The sequence below is a fragment of the Variovorax terrae genome, assembly GCF_022809125.1.
GTDB lineage: Bacteria > Pseudomonadota > Gammaproteobacteria > Burkholderiales > Burkholderiaceae_C > Variovorax_A > Variovorax_A terrae.
Genome location: NZ_JALGBI010000001.1, coordinates 2,328,586 through 2,342,137 on the forward strand (window position 1 = coordinate 2,328,586; position 13,552 = coordinate 2,342,137).

Annotated in this window: 15 protein-coding genes; 3 read left to right on the forward strand and 12 right to left on the reverse strand. The window is 64.7% G+C overall.

Features of this window, described 5'->3' with window-relative positions; all coding sequences use genetic code 11:
- Window positions 1-33: 33 nt before the first annotated feature.
- From MMF98_RS10950 to MMF98_RS10995, 10 genes are all read right to left on the reverse strand, one after another.
- Window positions 34-411 (reverse strand): integration host factor subunit alpha, encoded by a 378-nt coding sequence (locus tag MMF98_RS10950; protein ID WP_279343662.1) that lies wholly within the window; start codon window positions 409-411, stop codon window positions 34-36.
- Window positions 408-2,825, reverse strand: a complete 2,418-nt coding sequence (gene pheT / locus MMF98_RS10955) for a phenylalanine--tRNA ligase subunit beta (RefSeq protein WP_243306303.1) — start codon at window positions 2,823-2,825, stop codon at window positions 408-410. Before pheT ends, MMF98_RS10950 begins: the two co-directional genes overlap by 4 nt.
- A gap of 26 nt (window positions 2,826-2,851) precedes the next feature.
- Entirely contained in the window at window positions 2,852-3,904 is a 1,053-nt protein-coding gene (gene pheS / locus MMF98_RS10960; protein WP_243306304.1) for a phenylalanine--tRNA ligase subunit alpha, read from the reverse strand.
- Between the two features lie 113 nt (window positions 3,905-4,017).
- Window positions 4,018-4,377, reverse strand: coding sequence for a 50S ribosomal protein L20 (gene rplT / locus MMF98_RS10965; protein WP_243306305.1), 360 nt, complete (start codon window positions 4,375-4,377; stop codon window positions 4,018-4,020).
- Between the two features lie 24 nt (window positions 4,378-4,401).
- Window positions 4,402-4,605: a 50S ribosomal protein L35 gene (rpmI, locus tag MMF98_RS10970; protein WP_132733279.1), complete on the reverse strand. Its 204-nt coding sequence runs from the start codon at window positions 4,603-4,605 to the stop codon at window positions 4,402-4,404.
- 194 nt (window positions 4,606-4,799) lie between these two features.
- Window positions 4,800-5,399: a translation initiation factor IF-3 gene (infC, locus tag MMF98_RS10975; RefSeq protein ID WP_341481306.1), complete on the reverse strand. Its 600-nt coding sequence runs from the start codon at window positions 5,397-5,399 to the stop codon at window positions 4,800-4,802.
- Window positions 5,400-5,507: 108 nt separating this feature from the next.
- A complete protein-coding gene (thrS, locus tag MMF98_RS10980; RefSeq protein ID WP_243306307.1) occupies window positions 5,508-7,415 on the reverse strand; it encodes a threonine--tRNA ligase in 1,908 nt (635 codons plus the stop codon).
- A 193-nt stretch (window positions 7,416-7,608) separates the two neighbouring features.
- Window positions 7,609-7,797: a hypothetical protein gene (locus MMF98_RS10985; protein WP_243306308.1), complete on the reverse strand. Its 189-nt coding sequence runs from the start codon at window positions 7,795-7,797 to the stop codon at window positions 7,609-7,611.
- Window positions 7,798-7,897: 100 nt separating this feature from the next.
- Window positions 7,898-9,205 carry an isocitrate lyase gene (gene aceA, locus MMF98_RS10990; RefSeq protein ID WP_243307376.1) on the reverse strand — a complete coding sequence of 436 codons (1,308 nt, stop codon included), beginning with the start codon at window positions 9,203-9,205 and terminating at the stop codon, window positions 7,898-7,900.
- 266 nt (window positions 9,206-9,471) lie between these two features.
- Complete coding sequence (locus MMF98_RS10995; protein ID WP_243306309.1) at window positions 9,472-9,870, reverse strand: gamma-glutamylcyclotransferase family protein; 399 nt, start codon at window positions 9,868-9,870, stop codon at window positions 9,472-9,474.
- A 95-nt stretch (window positions 9,871-9,965) separates the two neighbouring features.
- Here MMF98_RS10995 and MMF98_RS11000 point away from each other — a divergent pair, with 95 nt between their 5' ends.
- Window positions 9,966-10,841, forward strand: coding sequence for a DMT family transporter (locus MMF98_RS11000; protein ID WP_243307378.1), 876 nt, complete (start codon window positions 9,966-9,968; stop codon window positions 10,839-10,841).
- Between the two features lie 89 nt (window positions 10,842-10,930).
- Here MMF98_RS11000 and rraA read toward each other — a convergent pair whose 3' ends face one another.
- The gene (rraA, locus tag MMF98_RS11005; RefSeq protein WP_243306310.1) at window positions 10,931-11,428 is read right to left on the reverse strand and encodes a ribonuclease E activity regulator RraA; all 498 of its coding nucleotides are present in this window, start codon (window positions 11,426-11,428) and stop codon (window positions 10,931-10,933) included.
- On the reverse strand, window positions 11,425-11,919 hold the full coding sequence (locus MMF98_RS11010) for an Lrp/AsnC family transcriptional regulator (protein ID WP_243306311.1): 495 nt from the start codon (window positions 11,917-11,919) through the stop codon (window positions 11,425-11,427). The genes rraA and MMF98_RS11010 overlap by 4 nt, the downstream gene beginning before the upstream one ends.
- 90 nt (window positions 11,920-12,009) lie before the next feature.
- On the opposite strand from MMF98_RS11010, the gene yedA reads away from it, so the two are divergent.
- Both yedA and MMF98_RS11020 read left to right on the forward strand, forming a co-directional pair.
- Window positions 12,010-12,906, forward strand: a complete 897-nt coding sequence (gene yedA / locus MMF98_RS11015; RefSeq protein ID WP_243306312.1) for a drug/metabolite exporter YedA — start codon at window positions 12,010-12,012, stop codon at window positions 12,904-12,906.
- Between the two features lie 147 nt (window positions 12,907-13,053).
- Window positions 13,054-13,515, forward strand: coding sequence for an SWIB/MDM2 domain-containing protein (locus MMF98_RS11020; RefSeq protein ID WP_243306313.1), 462 nt, complete (start codon window positions 13,054-13,056; stop codon window positions 13,513-13,515).
- Window positions 13,516-13,552 lie beyond the last annotated feature (37 nt).

Consider the following 13,552-nt stretch of genomic DNA (forward strand, 5'->3'; position numbering starts at 1 on the left):
CGCAGCCCCGAAAATGCAACGAAGTGTTGTTTCTCAGGCCATGTCCGGGACATCCTGCTCGCCCTGGATCTGTTCCTTGAGCTTGTGGCTGGCATGGAACGTCACGACACGGCGCGCCTGGATCGGGATGGCCTCCCCGGTCCGCGGGTTGCGTCCCGGACGCGGGGCCTTGGTGCGGATCTGAAAGTTGCCGAAGCCCGAGATTTTGACGTCGCGGCCTTCGACCAGGCTGTCGGAAATCAGGTCGAAGAACGCATCGATCATGTCCTTGGATTCACGCTTGTTCAGGCCGATCTGCTCGAACAGCAGCTCTGCCAGCTGCGCCTTGGTCAAGGCCGGCGTCTCCAGGCTTTCAACGGCAAATTCCATGGGGTCCTCTCTCTGTTGTGGCTTCTGATGGGGCCCGCTCAGGCACGCAGGCGCGCACCGAGCTGATCGACCAGCTGGCCGACCACGGCCTGCACGGCGGCTTCGATCTGCTCGTCGGTCAGTGTGGCTTCATCGCTGTTGAGCGTCAAGCGCACGGCCAGGCTCTTCTCGCCCTCGCCCATGCCGCCGCCGGCTTGCTTGGGACGGTAGACGTCAAACAGCACGGCACCGCGCAGCAGGCCGTTCGTCGGGGCCGCCTGCACGGCCGCCATGAGCGCCGCGTGGGTCACCGATTCGGTCACCAGTACGGCGATGTCGCGCTCCACGGCCTGGTGCTTGGCAACCGGCCGGAAAGCCGGTACCGCGCGCTGCAGCACGGCATCCAGTTCCAGTTCGAACATGACGGGCGCATGCGCCAGGTCGTAGCCCTGGCGCCACTGGGGATGGAGTTCGCCGACAAAGCCGATGGCCTTGCCGTCGAGGATGACCCTCGCGCAACGTCCAGGGTGCATGGCCGGATGCTGCGCCGGCTCGAAGGACGCCTGCAAAGGCGCCAGCAGCGCCTCGACATCGCCTTTCGCATCGAAGAAGTCCACGCCCTGGTCCTTGCGACCCCATTGCGGCGCATCGACACTGCCATAGGTCATGCCGGCGACACGCATCGGCTGATGCACGCCGGCAACCGTCGTGTCGGTATCGCGCACCGAGGCGTCTCGCAGGAACACGCGCCCCAGTTCGAACACGCGCACGCGCTGCGCCTTGCGGTCCAGGTTGAACTTCAGGACCTGCAGCAGCGAGCCAAGCAGCGACGAGCGCATCACGCTCATCTGGCTGGCAATCGGGTTGAGCAGCTTGATGGGCTCGGCATTGCCCGCCAGCTCGCGCTCCCAGCGTTCCTCGACGAAGCTGAAATTGATGGTTTCCTGGTAGCCGAGAGCCGCCAGCGCGCGCCGCACGGCAAACGCGCTGCGCTGCGATTCGGCGCGGATCCTGGCGGTGATGGGGGCCAGCGGCGGCGTGGTCGGCAGCTGGTTGTAGCCCACCAGACGCGCCACTTCCTCGATCAGGTCCTCCTCGATCTGCAGATCGAACCGGTAGGACGGCGGCACCACGGTCAGCGTGCCCTCGCCTTCGGTCAGCGGCAAGCCCAGGCGCCTGAGCGCCTCGGCGCACTGCGCCTGGGTGAGAGGCATGCCGATCACCTTGGCCGCGCGTGCGACACGCAGCACGACGGGCGCAGCCGCCGGCAGATGGGCGATCTGGTCGTCCATCACGCCGGCCTCGCCCCCGCAGATGTCGAGGATCAACTGGGTGATGCGTTCGATGTGCTCCACCGTCTGGCCCGGGTCCACACCACGCTCGAAGCGATGGCCGGCATCCGTGGAGAAGTTGTAGCGGCGCGAGCGGCCGGCGATGGACTGGGGCCACCAGAACGCGGCCTCGACATAGACATTCTTCGTGTCGTCCGACACCGCTGTGGCATCACCGCCCATGATGCCGGCGAGCGATTCGACCTGGGCGTCATCGGCGATCACGCCGACCTTGTCGTCCACCGTCACGGTGTTGCCATTGAGCAGCTTGAGCTGTTCACCGGCCTGGCCCCAGCGCACGTCGAGGCCGCCGTGGATCTTGTCGAGATCGAAGATGTGCGAAGGACGGCCGAACTCGAACATCACGTAGTTGGAAATGTCCACCAGCGCCGTGACGCTGCGCTGGCCACAGCGGGCCAGCCGGTCCACCATCCACTGCGGCGTGGCCGCCTGGGTGTCGACGTTGCGCACGATCCGTCCGGAGAAGCGGCCGCACAGGTCGGGGGCGCTGATCCGCACCGGCAGCCGGTCCTGGTACTTCACCGCAGTGGGCGGAAATGCCGGCTGCTTGAGGGGTGCACCGGTCAGTGCAGACACCTCGCGCGCAATGCCATAGACGCTCAGCGCATGGGCCAGGTTGGGCGTGAGCTTCAGCGTGAACAGCGTGTCATCGAGGTTCAGGTAGGCGCGGATGTCCTGCCCCACGGGTGCGTCGGCCGCGAGTTCGAGCAGGCCGCCATGGTCCTCTGACAGCTTGAGCTCGCGCGCCGAGCACAGCATGCCCTGGCTTTCGACGCCGCGCAGCTTGCCGACCTTGATCAGGAAGGGCTTGCCGTCTTCGCCCGGCGGCAGTTCGGCACCGGCCAGCGCAACCGGCACCTTGATGCCGACGCGGGCGTTGGGCGCGCCGCAGACGATATTGAGCAGGGCGCCCTGCCCCGCATCCACCTGGCACACCCGCAGGCGATCGGCATTGGGATGCTGCACGGCTTCCTTGATCTCGCCCACCACGATCTTCGTGAACGGCGGCGCCACCGGCTTGAGCTCTTCGACTTCGAGCCCGGCCATGGTCAGCGTCTCGGCCAGTTGTTCGGTGGTCAGCAGCGGGTTGCAGAACTCGCGCAGCCACGACTCGGGGAATTGCATGCTTTTCTTCTCTCGTGTCTGTCGGTTTACTGGAACTGGCTCAGGAAGCGGATGTCGCCGTCGAAGAACAGGCGCAGGTCGTTCACGCCGTAGCGCAGCATGGTCAGGCGGTCCGGGCCCATGCCGAAGGCGAAGCCGATGTATTTCTCGGGGTCCAGGCCCATGTTGCGCACCACGTTCGGGTGCACCTGGCCCGAGCCCGAAACTTCGAGCCAGCGGCCGGCCAGCGGGCCGTGCTGGAACTGGATGTCGATCTCGGCGCTGGGCTCGGTGAAGGGGAAGAAGCTCGGGCGGAAGCGCAGCACCAGGTCGTCGCTCTCGAAGAAGGTGCGGCAGAAGTCGGTGAACACGACCTTCAGGTCCTTGAAGCTCACGTTCTCGCCGACCCACAGGCCTTCGCACTGGTGGAACATCGGCGAGTGCGTGGCATCGCTGTCCACGCGGTAGGTGCGCCCCGGGGCGATCACGCGGATCTCTGGCATGCCCAGGCCGGCATCGATGCGCGCGCGGTGCTTCTTGACGTGCTGCACCGCATAGCGGATCTGCATCGGGCTGGTGTGGGTGCGCAGCAGGTTGGGCGCCTCGGGCGAACCGCCCTCGACGTAGAAGGTGTCGTGCATGGAACGCGCCGGATGGTCTTCGGGCGTGTTCAGTGCGGTGAAGTTGAACCAGTCGGTCTCGATCTCCGGGCCCTGCGCCACGTCGAAGCCCATCGAACCGAAGATCGCCTCGATGCGCTCCAGCGTCAGCGACACCGGGTGCAGACCGCCCTGCCCGCGCTGGCGGCCCGGCAGCGAGACGTCCAGCGCCTCGGCCTTGAGCTGAACCTGCAGCTCCGCGTCGGCCAGGGCCTGGCGGCGCCGGGTCAATGCAGCCTCGATGGCCTGCTTGGCGAGGTTGATGGCGGCGCCGCGCGTCTTCTTTTCTTCCACGCTGAGGGCGGCCATGCCCTTCATGAGTTCGGTGATGCGCCCGGCCTTGCCTAGAAACTGCGCCTTGGCGTTTTCGAGATCGGCAGGCGTCGTGCTTTGCGCGAACAGGGAAGTCGCGCTTTCGACCAGGGAGTCCAACTCGTTCATAAATGCTCTGGAAATTGGCGAACCAAAAAAGAGGGGCTGAAGCTCTTTCAAGCCTCAGCCCTTCTGTTTGCTTGAGTTCCTGCTATTAGATCAACAGCAGGTCACCGCGGGAATCAAGCAGCCAGCTTGGCCTTGACTTGCTCCACGATGCTGCCAAAAGCAGCCTTGTCATGCACGGCGAGGTCGGCCAGCACCTTGCGGTCGATCTCGATGGAGGCCTTCTTCAGGCCGTTGGCGAACTGGCTGTAGGTCAGGCCCAGTTCACGCGCGGCGGCGTTGATACGGGCGATCCACAACTGGCGGAATACGCGCTTCTTGGTACGGCGGTCACGGTAGGCATATTGCCCGGCCTTCATCACCGCTTCTTTGGCGATGCGGAAGACATTGCCGCGGCGGCCGCGGAAACCCTTGGCGAGGGCGAGAACTTTCTTGTGGCGGGCGCGAGCCGTTACACCACGTTTGACGCGAGGCATGTGTTACTCCTTGTTCGTCGTTGATTAAATGCCCATGCCGGGCAGCATCGCGGCCATCGAAACCATGTTGGTTTCATGCACCGTGACGGCACCGCGCAGGTGGCGCTTGTTCTTGGTGGTCTTCTTGGTCAGGATGTGACGCTTGAAGGCTTGACCGCGCTTAACGGTGCCACCGGGACGAACGCGGAAACGCTTTTTCGCGCTGCTCTTGGTCTTCATTTTGGGCATGTGAATGCTCCTTCTTCATTGTGCTCGTGAGGCGCTGCGAACCTGACGCAGACTTGATGGCCCCGAGCCACTTTTAGCGGCGGGCATGACCCCGCCGCATTCGCGCAGGGCCTGGGCCCCGCGCGTTGCAGCAGCCCCGAAGGGCTGCCGCGCTGCCTGTGCCGGCCTTTCAGCCGGCGCCAGGCAAATCCTCTTTACGCCGTCGTCGCGGCCGGAGCCGGTTCGACCGCGGCAGCCTTGGGGGCCGCCTTCTTCTTGCCCGGCGCGATCATCATGATCATCTGCCGGCCTTCGAGCTTGGGGAACTGCTCGACCACGATCAGGTCCGCCAACTCGTCACGAATGCGCTGCAACAGCGCCATGCCGATTTCCTGGTGCGTGATCTCGCGCCCCCGGAAGCGCAGCGTGATCTTGCACTTGTCGCCCTCAGCAAGAAAGCGCCGGATGTTGCGCATCTTGATGTTGTAGTCGCCATCGTCGGTACCGGGCCGGAACTTGATTTCCTTGATTTCGATGACCGTCTGCTTGGACTTTGCTTCCGCCGCCTTCTTCTGCTCCTGGTACTTGAACTTGCCGTAGTCCATCAGGCGGCAGACCGGGGGATTGGCCGCAGCCACGATCTCCACCAGATCCACATCCAGCTCGCCTGCCATTCGCAGGGCTTCGGACAGGCTGACAATGCCCAAGGGCTCGTTCTCGGGTCCGCTCAGGCGGACTTCCGGGGCCATGATCTCCCGGTTCAGGCGGTGTTTGCGTTCCTCGCGCTGGCGGCGGTCGCGAAATTCAGTAGCGATGGCTCAATCCTTTAAAAATTCTGCTAAAAAATCTGTAGCAAACACCGTCCGGTACACGCGGACAAGCAGCTGTTTTCTTTCAAAAACCAGCATTTGCATTGCTGCAAATCAGAGCTTGTGAGCGATATCGCCTGCGATTTTCTGCGCGAACGCATCGAGGGACATCACACCGAGGTCCTGGTTGCCTCGGGCGCGCACTGCGACGGCACCTGCTGCCTTCTCCTTGTCACCCACGACGAGGATATAGGGCAGCTTTTGCATCGAATGCTCCCGTATTTTATACGTAATTTTCTCGTTGCGCAGGTCTAAAGCGACCCTAAGCCCTTGATTCTGCAGCGTTTTGGCCACTTCTTGGGCGTAATCCGCCTGGGAATCAGTGATATTGAGCACGGAAACCTGCACCGGCGCGAGCCAGGCGGGCATGGCGCCGGCGTGGTGTTCGATCAGCATGCCGATGAAACGCTCCAGGCTGCCGACGATGGCCCGGTGCAGCATGATGGGGCGGTGGCGGCTGCCGTCCTCGCCCACGTACTCGGCGTCCAGGCGCTCGGGCATGTTGGGGTCCACCTGCATGGTCCCGCACTGCCACTGGCGGCCCAGCGCATCCTTGAGCGTGTACTCGATCTTGGGGCCGTAGAACGCGCCCTCCCCGGGGGTGATCTCGAAATCACAGCCCGAGGCGCGCAGCCCCTGCGCCAGCGCCTGCTCGGCCTTGTCCCAGCTTTCCTCGGAACCGATGCGCTTCTCGGGCCGCGTGGCCAGCTTGTAGATGATCTCGGTGAAGCCGAAGTCCTTGTAGACCTTCTGCAGCAGCGTCGTGAAGGCCACGCACTCGGCCTGGATCTGCTCTTCGGTGCAGAAGATGTGGCCATCGTCCTGCGTGAAGGCGCGCACCCGCATGATGCCGTGCAGGCCGCCGGTGGGCTCGTTGCGGTGGCAGTTGCCGAATTCGCCGAAGCGTAGCGGCAGGTCGCGGTAGCTCTTGATGCCCTGCTTGTAGATCAGGATGTGGCCCGGGCAGTTCATCGGCTTGAGCGCGTAGTCGCGCTTCTCCGATTCCGTCGTGAACATGTTCTCGCGGTACTTGTCCCAGTGGCCGGTCTTCTCCCAGAGCGAGGCGTCCAGCAACTGCGGGCCCTTGACCTCCTGGTAGCCGTTGTCGCGGTAGACGCGGCGCATGTACTGCTCCACCTGCTGCCAGACCGCCCAGCCCTTGGTATGCCAGAACACCGTGCCGGGCGAGTGCTCGTCGAGGTGGAACAGGTCCAGCTCGCGCCCGAGCTTGCGGTGGTCGCGCTTCTCGGCCTCCTCCAGCATCGTGAGGTACTGCTGCAGTTCGTCCTTGGTGGCCCAGGCCGTGCCGTAGATGCGCTGCAGCATCTCGTTGCGGTGGTCGCCGCGCCAGTAGGCGCCGGCCACCTTCATGAGCTTGAAGAACTTGAGCTTGCCCGTGCTCGGCACGTGCGGGCCGCGACACAGGTCCTCGAAGCCGCCCTCGCGGTACAGCGACACATCCTCATTGGCCGGGATGCTGGCGATGATCTCGGCCTTGTAGTGTTCGCCGAGGCTCTTGAAGTAGGCCACGGCCTCGTCGCGCGGCAGCACGCGGCGCGTCACCGGCTCGTCCTTGGCGGCGAGCTGCGTCATGCGCTTCTCGATCGCCTCCAGGTCCTCAGGCGTGAACGGGCGCTTGTACGAGAAGTCGTAGAAGAAGCCGTTCTCGATCACCGGGCCGATGGTGACCTGGGCCTCGGGGAACAACTCCTTGACCGCATAGGCCAGCAGGTGAGCCGTCGAGTGGCGGATCACCTCCAGGCCGTCGGCATCCTTGGCGGTCACGATCGCCACCTGGCTGTCCTTCTCGAGGGTGAAGCTGGTGTCGACCACCTTGCCGTCGACCTTGCCGGCCAGTGCGGCCTTGGCCAGGCCGGCGCCGATGGAGGCGGCCACCTCGGCCACCGTCACCGGGCCGGGGTAGTCACGTTGGGAACCGTCGGGAAGCGTGATGTGGATCATGGGTCAATTCTTCTCAGAAAAAAATAAAGCGCGGGCCAGGCCGCGCTTTACTATGAATTTGATAGCTTGGAAAGACCGGGGCGCGCGGACTACCGGCCCTCAAGGCCGAAAAAACCTCTGGATGTAGTTCGCGGTGTCATAACCGAAGCTGCCTTTCCCGTTCTTGCTGTTGGTTGCAGTGAAGGCGGCCATTTTAACCGCTGGCGCCGCTTTTGCCCGGCACCTGGAATCCCAGGCCCTGGCAGGCGGGGCAGGTCGTGATCACGGTCTGCTTCTCGACCTCGAAGTTCTCGTTGATGTTCTCGCTCTCGATGCGCAGTTCGCCCGTGCCGTTGCAGTCCGGACAGGGGGTGCGCTGAAAGGCCACGGTTCCCTCGCTCATGGGCGGTCTCCTTGCGGTAAGTCGCGCCACTCTACGCCAAAAGCCGCCAACAAAAAAGCCCGCCGGGCGAACCGGCGGGCTGGGCCTAGAGCCGGAAGGATCAGGCGGCCTTCTTGTGGTCGAAGAACTGTTCGTCTTCGGTCGAGCCCTTGAGCGCGGCGGTCGAGGCATTGGCCTCGATCGTGGTGGTCACGGCGTCGAAGTAGCCCGTGCCCACCTCGCGCTGGTGCTTCACCGCGGTGAAGCCCCGCTCGGCGGCGGCAAACTCGGCCTGCTGCAGCTCCACGAAGGCGCTCATGTTGTTGCGGGCATAGCCGTAGGCCAGGTTGAACATGGAGTAGTTCAGGCTGTGGAAGCCGGCCAGCGTGATGAACTGGAACTTGTAGCCCATAGCGCCCAGTTCCTTCTGGAACTTGGCGATGGTGGCGTCGTCCAGGTTCTTCTTCCAGTTGAAGCTGGGCGAGCAGTTGTAGGCCAGCAGCTTGCCGGGGAACTTGGCGTGGATCGCATCGGCGAAGGCCTTGGCGAAGGCCAGGTCGGGCGTGCCGGTCTCGCACCAGATCAGGTCGGCGTACTCGGCGTAGGCCAGGCCGCGGCTGATGGCCTGCTCCAGGCCGTTGCGGCTGCGGTAGAAACCTTCCACCGTGCGCTCGCCGGTGAAGAAGGGCTTGTCGTTGTCGTCCACGTCGGTGGTCACCAGGTCGGCGGCCTCGGCGTCGGTGCGGGCCAGCAGGATGGTGGGCGTGCCCATCACGTCGGCGGCCAGGCGGGCGGCCACGAGCTTGGAGACGGCTTCACGGGTGGGCACCAGCACCTTGCCGCCCATGTGGCCGCACTTCTTGGCGGCGGCCAGCTGGTCTTCGAAGTGCACGCCGGCGGCGCCGGCCTCGATCATGGCCTTCATCAGTTCGAAGGCGTTCAGCACGCCGCCGAAACCGGCTTCGGCATCGGCCACGATGGGCGCGAAGAAGTCGGTGTAGCCGGCGTCGCCGGCATTCTTGCCTTCGGACCACTGGATCTGGTCGGCGCGGGCGAAGGTGGCGTTGATCTTCTTCACGACCTTGGGCACCGAGTCCACCGAGTACAGCGACTGGTCGGGGTACATCTCGCCGTTGCTGTTGGCGTCGCCGGCGACTTGCCAGCCCGACAGGTAGATCGCCTTCAGGCCGGCCTTGACCTGCTGCATGGCCTGGTTGCCGGTGAGCGCGCCCAGCGAGTTGACGAAGGGCTCGGTGTTGATCAGGCTCCACAGCTTCTCGGCGCCGCGCTTGGCCAGCGTGTGCTCGACCTGCAGCGAACCGCGCAGGCGCACCACGTCGGCCGCGGAGTAGCCGCGCTTGATGCCCTTCCAGCGGGGGTTTTCAGCCCAGTCTTTTTCCAGGGCGGCGATTTGCTGTTCGCGGGTCAGGTGGGTCCAAGAGGTCATGGTTCACTCCAAGGTTGGTTGAGACGATGGGTGAACTTTAAGTCTTCTACAAGACCTTGTGAAGCTCTTATGTCTTATACAAGAGATAAATTTATCTCAATCAAATCAAAGGCTTATTCATTATTTTTCTCAATGTGATAAATAATTTCTTGTATTGAGAAAAATTCTTGCAGCGCAGCATTCTGATTTTTCATATTAAGAAATCAAATTCAGGATTGATGAAAACCGCTGGCCAGGCCCTGCCGTGCTCACCGGCCCGGCACCCAGTCGCCGCCGGCGATCACCGGCCTCCCGTGCACATGGTCCGGGTTGATCTCATAGACGATGCAGTCGAGCCAGCGCCCCATCACCTGCACCGGGACGATGCGCTTGAAGTACTCGCTGCTCGGCAGCGGGGACAGCTCCTCGATCTCGTCCAGCACCCGCTCGAGCGCCGGCTCGATCTCGTAGACCTCGCCCTGCACGGCCCGCGCGCCGCCCAGCGTCACCCCCGGATAGCGGCCCAGGTGGTACATGACACCCTGGATCGTCGCGGCGCCAACGAAGCGGGGCGCGGGCGCGAGCCGGGTCATGTCGTTGTCGCCGCCGCGGCGCAGGGTGCCGTAGACGAAGACATGACGCGGCGGCGTGGCAGGGGCTTGGGGCATGATGTGCGGCTTTGCTGATTCGTTCCAAGGAAAACAGTCTAGTGAATCATTCCCCAACCGGGCGCTGGCTGGCCTATGGCAGCCTGGCACTGAGCATGTCGCTGGTGGGCAGCTACGTCGCCCTGTCCAAGCCGCTGGCCGCGGCCCTGCCCGTCTTCCTGCTGGCCTGGCTGCGCTTTGGCATCGGCGTGCTGGCCATGCTGCCCTGGCTGAAGAAGCCCGCTGATGAGCCGCCGATGACGGCGCAGACGCGGCAACTGGTGTTCCTCGAATCGTTCCTCGGCAACTTCCTGTTCTCGATCTGCATGCTGTACGGCGTGAGCCTGACCAGCGCCGTCTCGGCCGGCGTGATCATGGCCGCCATTCCCGCCGTGGTGGCGCTGATGAGCTGGGCCTTCCTGCGCGAGCGCATCGGCGCGCGCATCTGGGGTGCGGTGGCCTGCGCCGCGCTCGGCATCGGGCTGCTGGCGCTATCAAAACCAGAGCACTCTGCGACCGCTGCACCTGGACCTGCGGCCGATCTGGCTTCTCAACGGGCCTGGCTGGGCAATCTGCTGGTGTTCGGCGCCGTGCTGTGCGAAGCCGCCTATGCCGTGATCGGCAAGAAGCTCACCGGGGCGCTCGGCCCCAAGCGCATCTCCTCGCTGATCAACCTCTGGGGCTTTGTGCTGATGACGCCCATGGGCCTGTACCTGGCGCTGGATTTCGACTTTCCCGCCGTGGCCAGCGGCACCTGGGTGCTGCTGGTGTTCTACGCGCTGGCCGCCAGCGTCTGGACCGTGTGGCTCTGGATGACGGGCCTGAAACGCGTGCCTGCGGCGCAGGCCGGCGTGTTCACCGTGATGCTGCCGGTCAGCGCTGCGCTGGTGGGCGTGGTGGTGCTGGGCGAAACCCTCTCCAGCGCGCAGATGCTGGCGTTCGCGGTGGCGCTGGTGGGCGTGGTGCTGGCCACGCTGCCGGGCCGACGCTAGCGTCGCCCCCACGCTCGCTCACTGCGTGTAGCTCGCTGCCCCCCCGAGGGGCCGCTTTTTGCCTTGGGGCGGCCCGGCGGCAAAAAGACTCAAGCCAGCGCCCGGTCCGCCACCACGATGCCGTCCTCGTCGGCATAGAGCCAGTCGCCAGGGCGCAGCCAGACGCCCTGGAGCTGCACCGCCACGTCTTGCTGCCCCTCGTTGCGCTTCTCGGTCGGCAGCGGCATGGACGCCAGCGCGCGGATGCCGACCTGCTGCTGCGCCAGCTCGGCCACGTCGCGCACGCAGCCGTCGATCACCACGCCGGCCCAGCCGTTCTTCGCGGCCGCGGCCCCGAGGTTGCCGCCCAGCAGCGCGCGGCGCAGCGAGCCGCCGCCGTCCACCACCAGCACGCGGCCCTGGCCAGGCGAGTCCACCGCGGCCTTCACCAGCGAGTTGTCCTCGAAGCACTTGACGGTGGCCACCGGGCCGCTGAACCGGCGCACCGCGCCGAAGTCGCGAAACACGGGCGGCAGCACGCGAAACTGGCCGCTGACGTCGTTCTTGTGAGCATCGCACAGATCGCAGGTCGCAAAGGGGCGGGTCATTTTCCGGTGACTTTCTTGATGACGGGTTTGATGTTCTCGCGGCGGGCCGGCAGCACGGCCGCATTCTCGCGCGGGGCATTGAGCACGATGCAGGTCGAGGTTTCGGTCAGGATGCAGAACTTCGTGACCACCGCGTCCAGATGCGGCACGTCGATCACGGCGATCTCCAGCACCCAGCTGTCTTCGCCGGTCACGTTGTAGGCGTTGACGACCTCGGGCGTCTGCTCGATCAGCTTCACCACCCGGGCGTATTCGACCCGCCCCACGCGCACGATGGCTCGGATGCCGTAGCCCAGGCGGTGGTAGTCCACCTCGGCGCGGTAGCCCTTGATCACGCCGGCAAGCTCCAGCTTGCGCACCCGCTCGGTCACGGCCGGCTGGCTCAGGTGCACGCGCCGGCCCAGCTCGGCCATGGAGATGCGCGCATCGCGCTGCAGCTCGGCCAGGATGCGGCTGTCGTAATGATCGAATTCGGAAACTTCGGTCTGCATCGCTTTCAAACCTGAAAACAAAGGCGAACTGCCCTACTCGCCTTGAATCATGCATGGTTCGCCGGCGCCGGGCAACCTACGATTTGCGGCATGGACACGACCACCCTCCCCCTCGCGCCCGCCCGCCGCGCGGCGACGCTGCTGGTGCCCGCCCTGCTCGCCTGCTACCTGGTGTGGGGCTCCACCTACCTGGCCATCCGCCTCGCGCTGCCGCGCTTTCCGCCCTTCTTCCAGATGGGCACCCGCTTCCTGGTGGCCGGCGCGCTGCTGATGGGCTGGGTGCTGTGGCGCGGCAAGCCGCTGCCCTCGCGCCTCCAGTGGCGCAACGCGCTGGCCATCGGCGCGCTGATGCTGGGCGGCGGCATGGGGCTCACGGCCAGCGCCGAGCTGCACATCGGCTCGGGGCTGATTGCCGCCTTCATCGCCGTGGTGCCGATGCTGGTCTGCGCATGGGGCCTGATGTTCGGCCAGCGTCCGGGCCGGCTGGAACTGCTGGGCATGGCGGTCGGCCTGGGTGGCGTGCTGCTGCTGGTGCGCGGCGCCAGTTTCTCGGCGGCGCCCGTGGGCATTGCCTGCATCGCGGGCGCCACGCTGGCCTGGTCGCTGGGCTCGGTGCTGTCCACCACGCGGCTGCCCCTGGCCGCGGGACCGGCGGGCTTCGCGAGCGAAATGTTGTGTGGCGGCGCGGTGTTGATGCTGCTTTCTCTCGCACTGGGTGAACAGCCCGCATGGCCGCCGCAGCCGCTGGCAGTGGCCGCCTGGGGCTATCTCGTGGTGTTCGGCTCACTGATCGCCTTCAGCGCCTACCTCTACCTGCTGGCCCACGCATCGCCTGCATTGGCCACCAGCTACGCCTTCGTGAACCCCTTGATCGCGCTTTTTCTGGGGGTGGTTTTTGCCGGCGAAGCGGTCACCGCGGCCGAGTGGCTTTCCTGCGGCGTGATCCTGCTGGGCGTTTTTCTGATCTTCAGAGGGAAAACGGCCTGAAAACGGCGCATAAAAAAACAACACGCCAGAGCGAAAAAAGTACTTTTTCGCTTGGAAACGCGTTTTTTCTCCAGTAGCATCCGCATTGCCAGTGGAGAAGCAGTTTTTCGCTGGTGGTTAATTCAACTTCTAGAAGGAAATTCAATCATGGCAACTGCAAAGAAAGCTCCGGCGAAAAAAGCACCTGCAAAAAAAGCTGCTCCCGCCAAGAAGGCTGCTCCCGCAAAGAAAGCAGCACCGGCTAAGAAAGTAGCCGCCAAGGCCCCGGCCAAGAAGGCCGCTCCGGCGAAGAAGGCCCCTGCCAAGAAGGCCGCACCCGCCAAGAAGCCCGCCGCGAAGAAGGCCGCGCCCGCCAAGAAGCGCACGCCCAACGCCGCGTTCATGAAGGCCCTGACGCCCAGCGCCGCCCTGGCCGCCGTGGTGGGTGCCAACCCGCTGCCGCGCACCGAAGTGGTGAGCAAGCTGTGGACGTACATCAAGAAGAACAACCTGCAAGACAAGGTCAACAAGCGCCTGATCAACGCCGACGCCAAGCTGAAGGAAATCTTCGGCAAGGCCCAGGTGTCGATGTTCGAGATGGCCGGCCTGATCGGCAAGCACGTCAAGTAAATCCGTGCGCCGCGGGGCTCCGGCTCCGCACCGCTCG

Bases quoted from the DNA above. Each gene is read 5' to 3' on its own strand.
- pheT (WP_243306303.1), bottom strand. From the start codon at position 2,825: ATGCAATTCCCCGAGTCGTGGCTGCGCGAGTTCTGCAACCCGCTGCTG.
- pheS (WP_243306304.1), bottom strand. From the start codon at position 3,904: ATGAACGAGTTGGACTCCCTGGTCGAAAGCGCGACTTCCCTGTTCGCG.
- rplT (WP_243306305.1), bottom strand. From the start codon at position 4,377: ATGCCTCGCGTCAAACGTGGTGTAACGGCTCGCGCCCGCCACAAGAAA.
- rpmI (WP_132733279.1), bottom strand. From the start codon at position 4,605: ATGCCCAAAATGAAGACCAAGAGCAGCGCGAAAAAGCGTTTCCGCGTT.
- thrS (WP_243306307.1), bottom strand. From the start codon at position 7,415: ATGATCCACATCACGCTTCCCGACGGTTCCCAACGTGACTACCCCGGC.
- MMF98_RS10985 (WP_243306308.1), bottom strand. From the start codon at position 7,797: ATGAGCGAGGGAACCGTGGCCTTTCAGCGCACCCCCTGTCCGGACTGC.
- MMF98_RS10995 (WP_243306309.1), bottom strand. From the start codon at position 9,870: ATGCCCCAAGCCCCTGCCACGCCGCCGCGTCATGTCTTCGTCTACGGC.
- MMF98_RS11000 (WP_243307378.1), top strand. From the start codon at position 9,966: ATGTCGCTGGTGGGCAGCTACGTCGCCCTGTCCAAGCCGCTGGCCGCG.
- rraA (WP_243306310.1), bottom strand. From the start codon at position 11,428: ATGACCCGCCCCTTTGCGACCTGCGATCTGTGCGATGCTCACAAGAAC.
- MMF98_RS11010 (WP_243306311.1), bottom strand. From the start codon at position 11,919: ATGCAGACCGAAGTTTCCGAATTCGATCATTACGACAGCCGCATCCTG.
- yedA (WP_243306312.1), top strand. From the start codon at position 12,010: ATGGACACGACCACCCTCCCCCTCGCGCCCGCCCGCCGCGCGGCGACG.
- MMF98_RS11020 (WP_243306313.1), top strand. From the start codon at position 13,054: ATGGCAACTGCAAAGAAAGCTCCGGCGAAAAAAGCACCTGCAAAAAAA.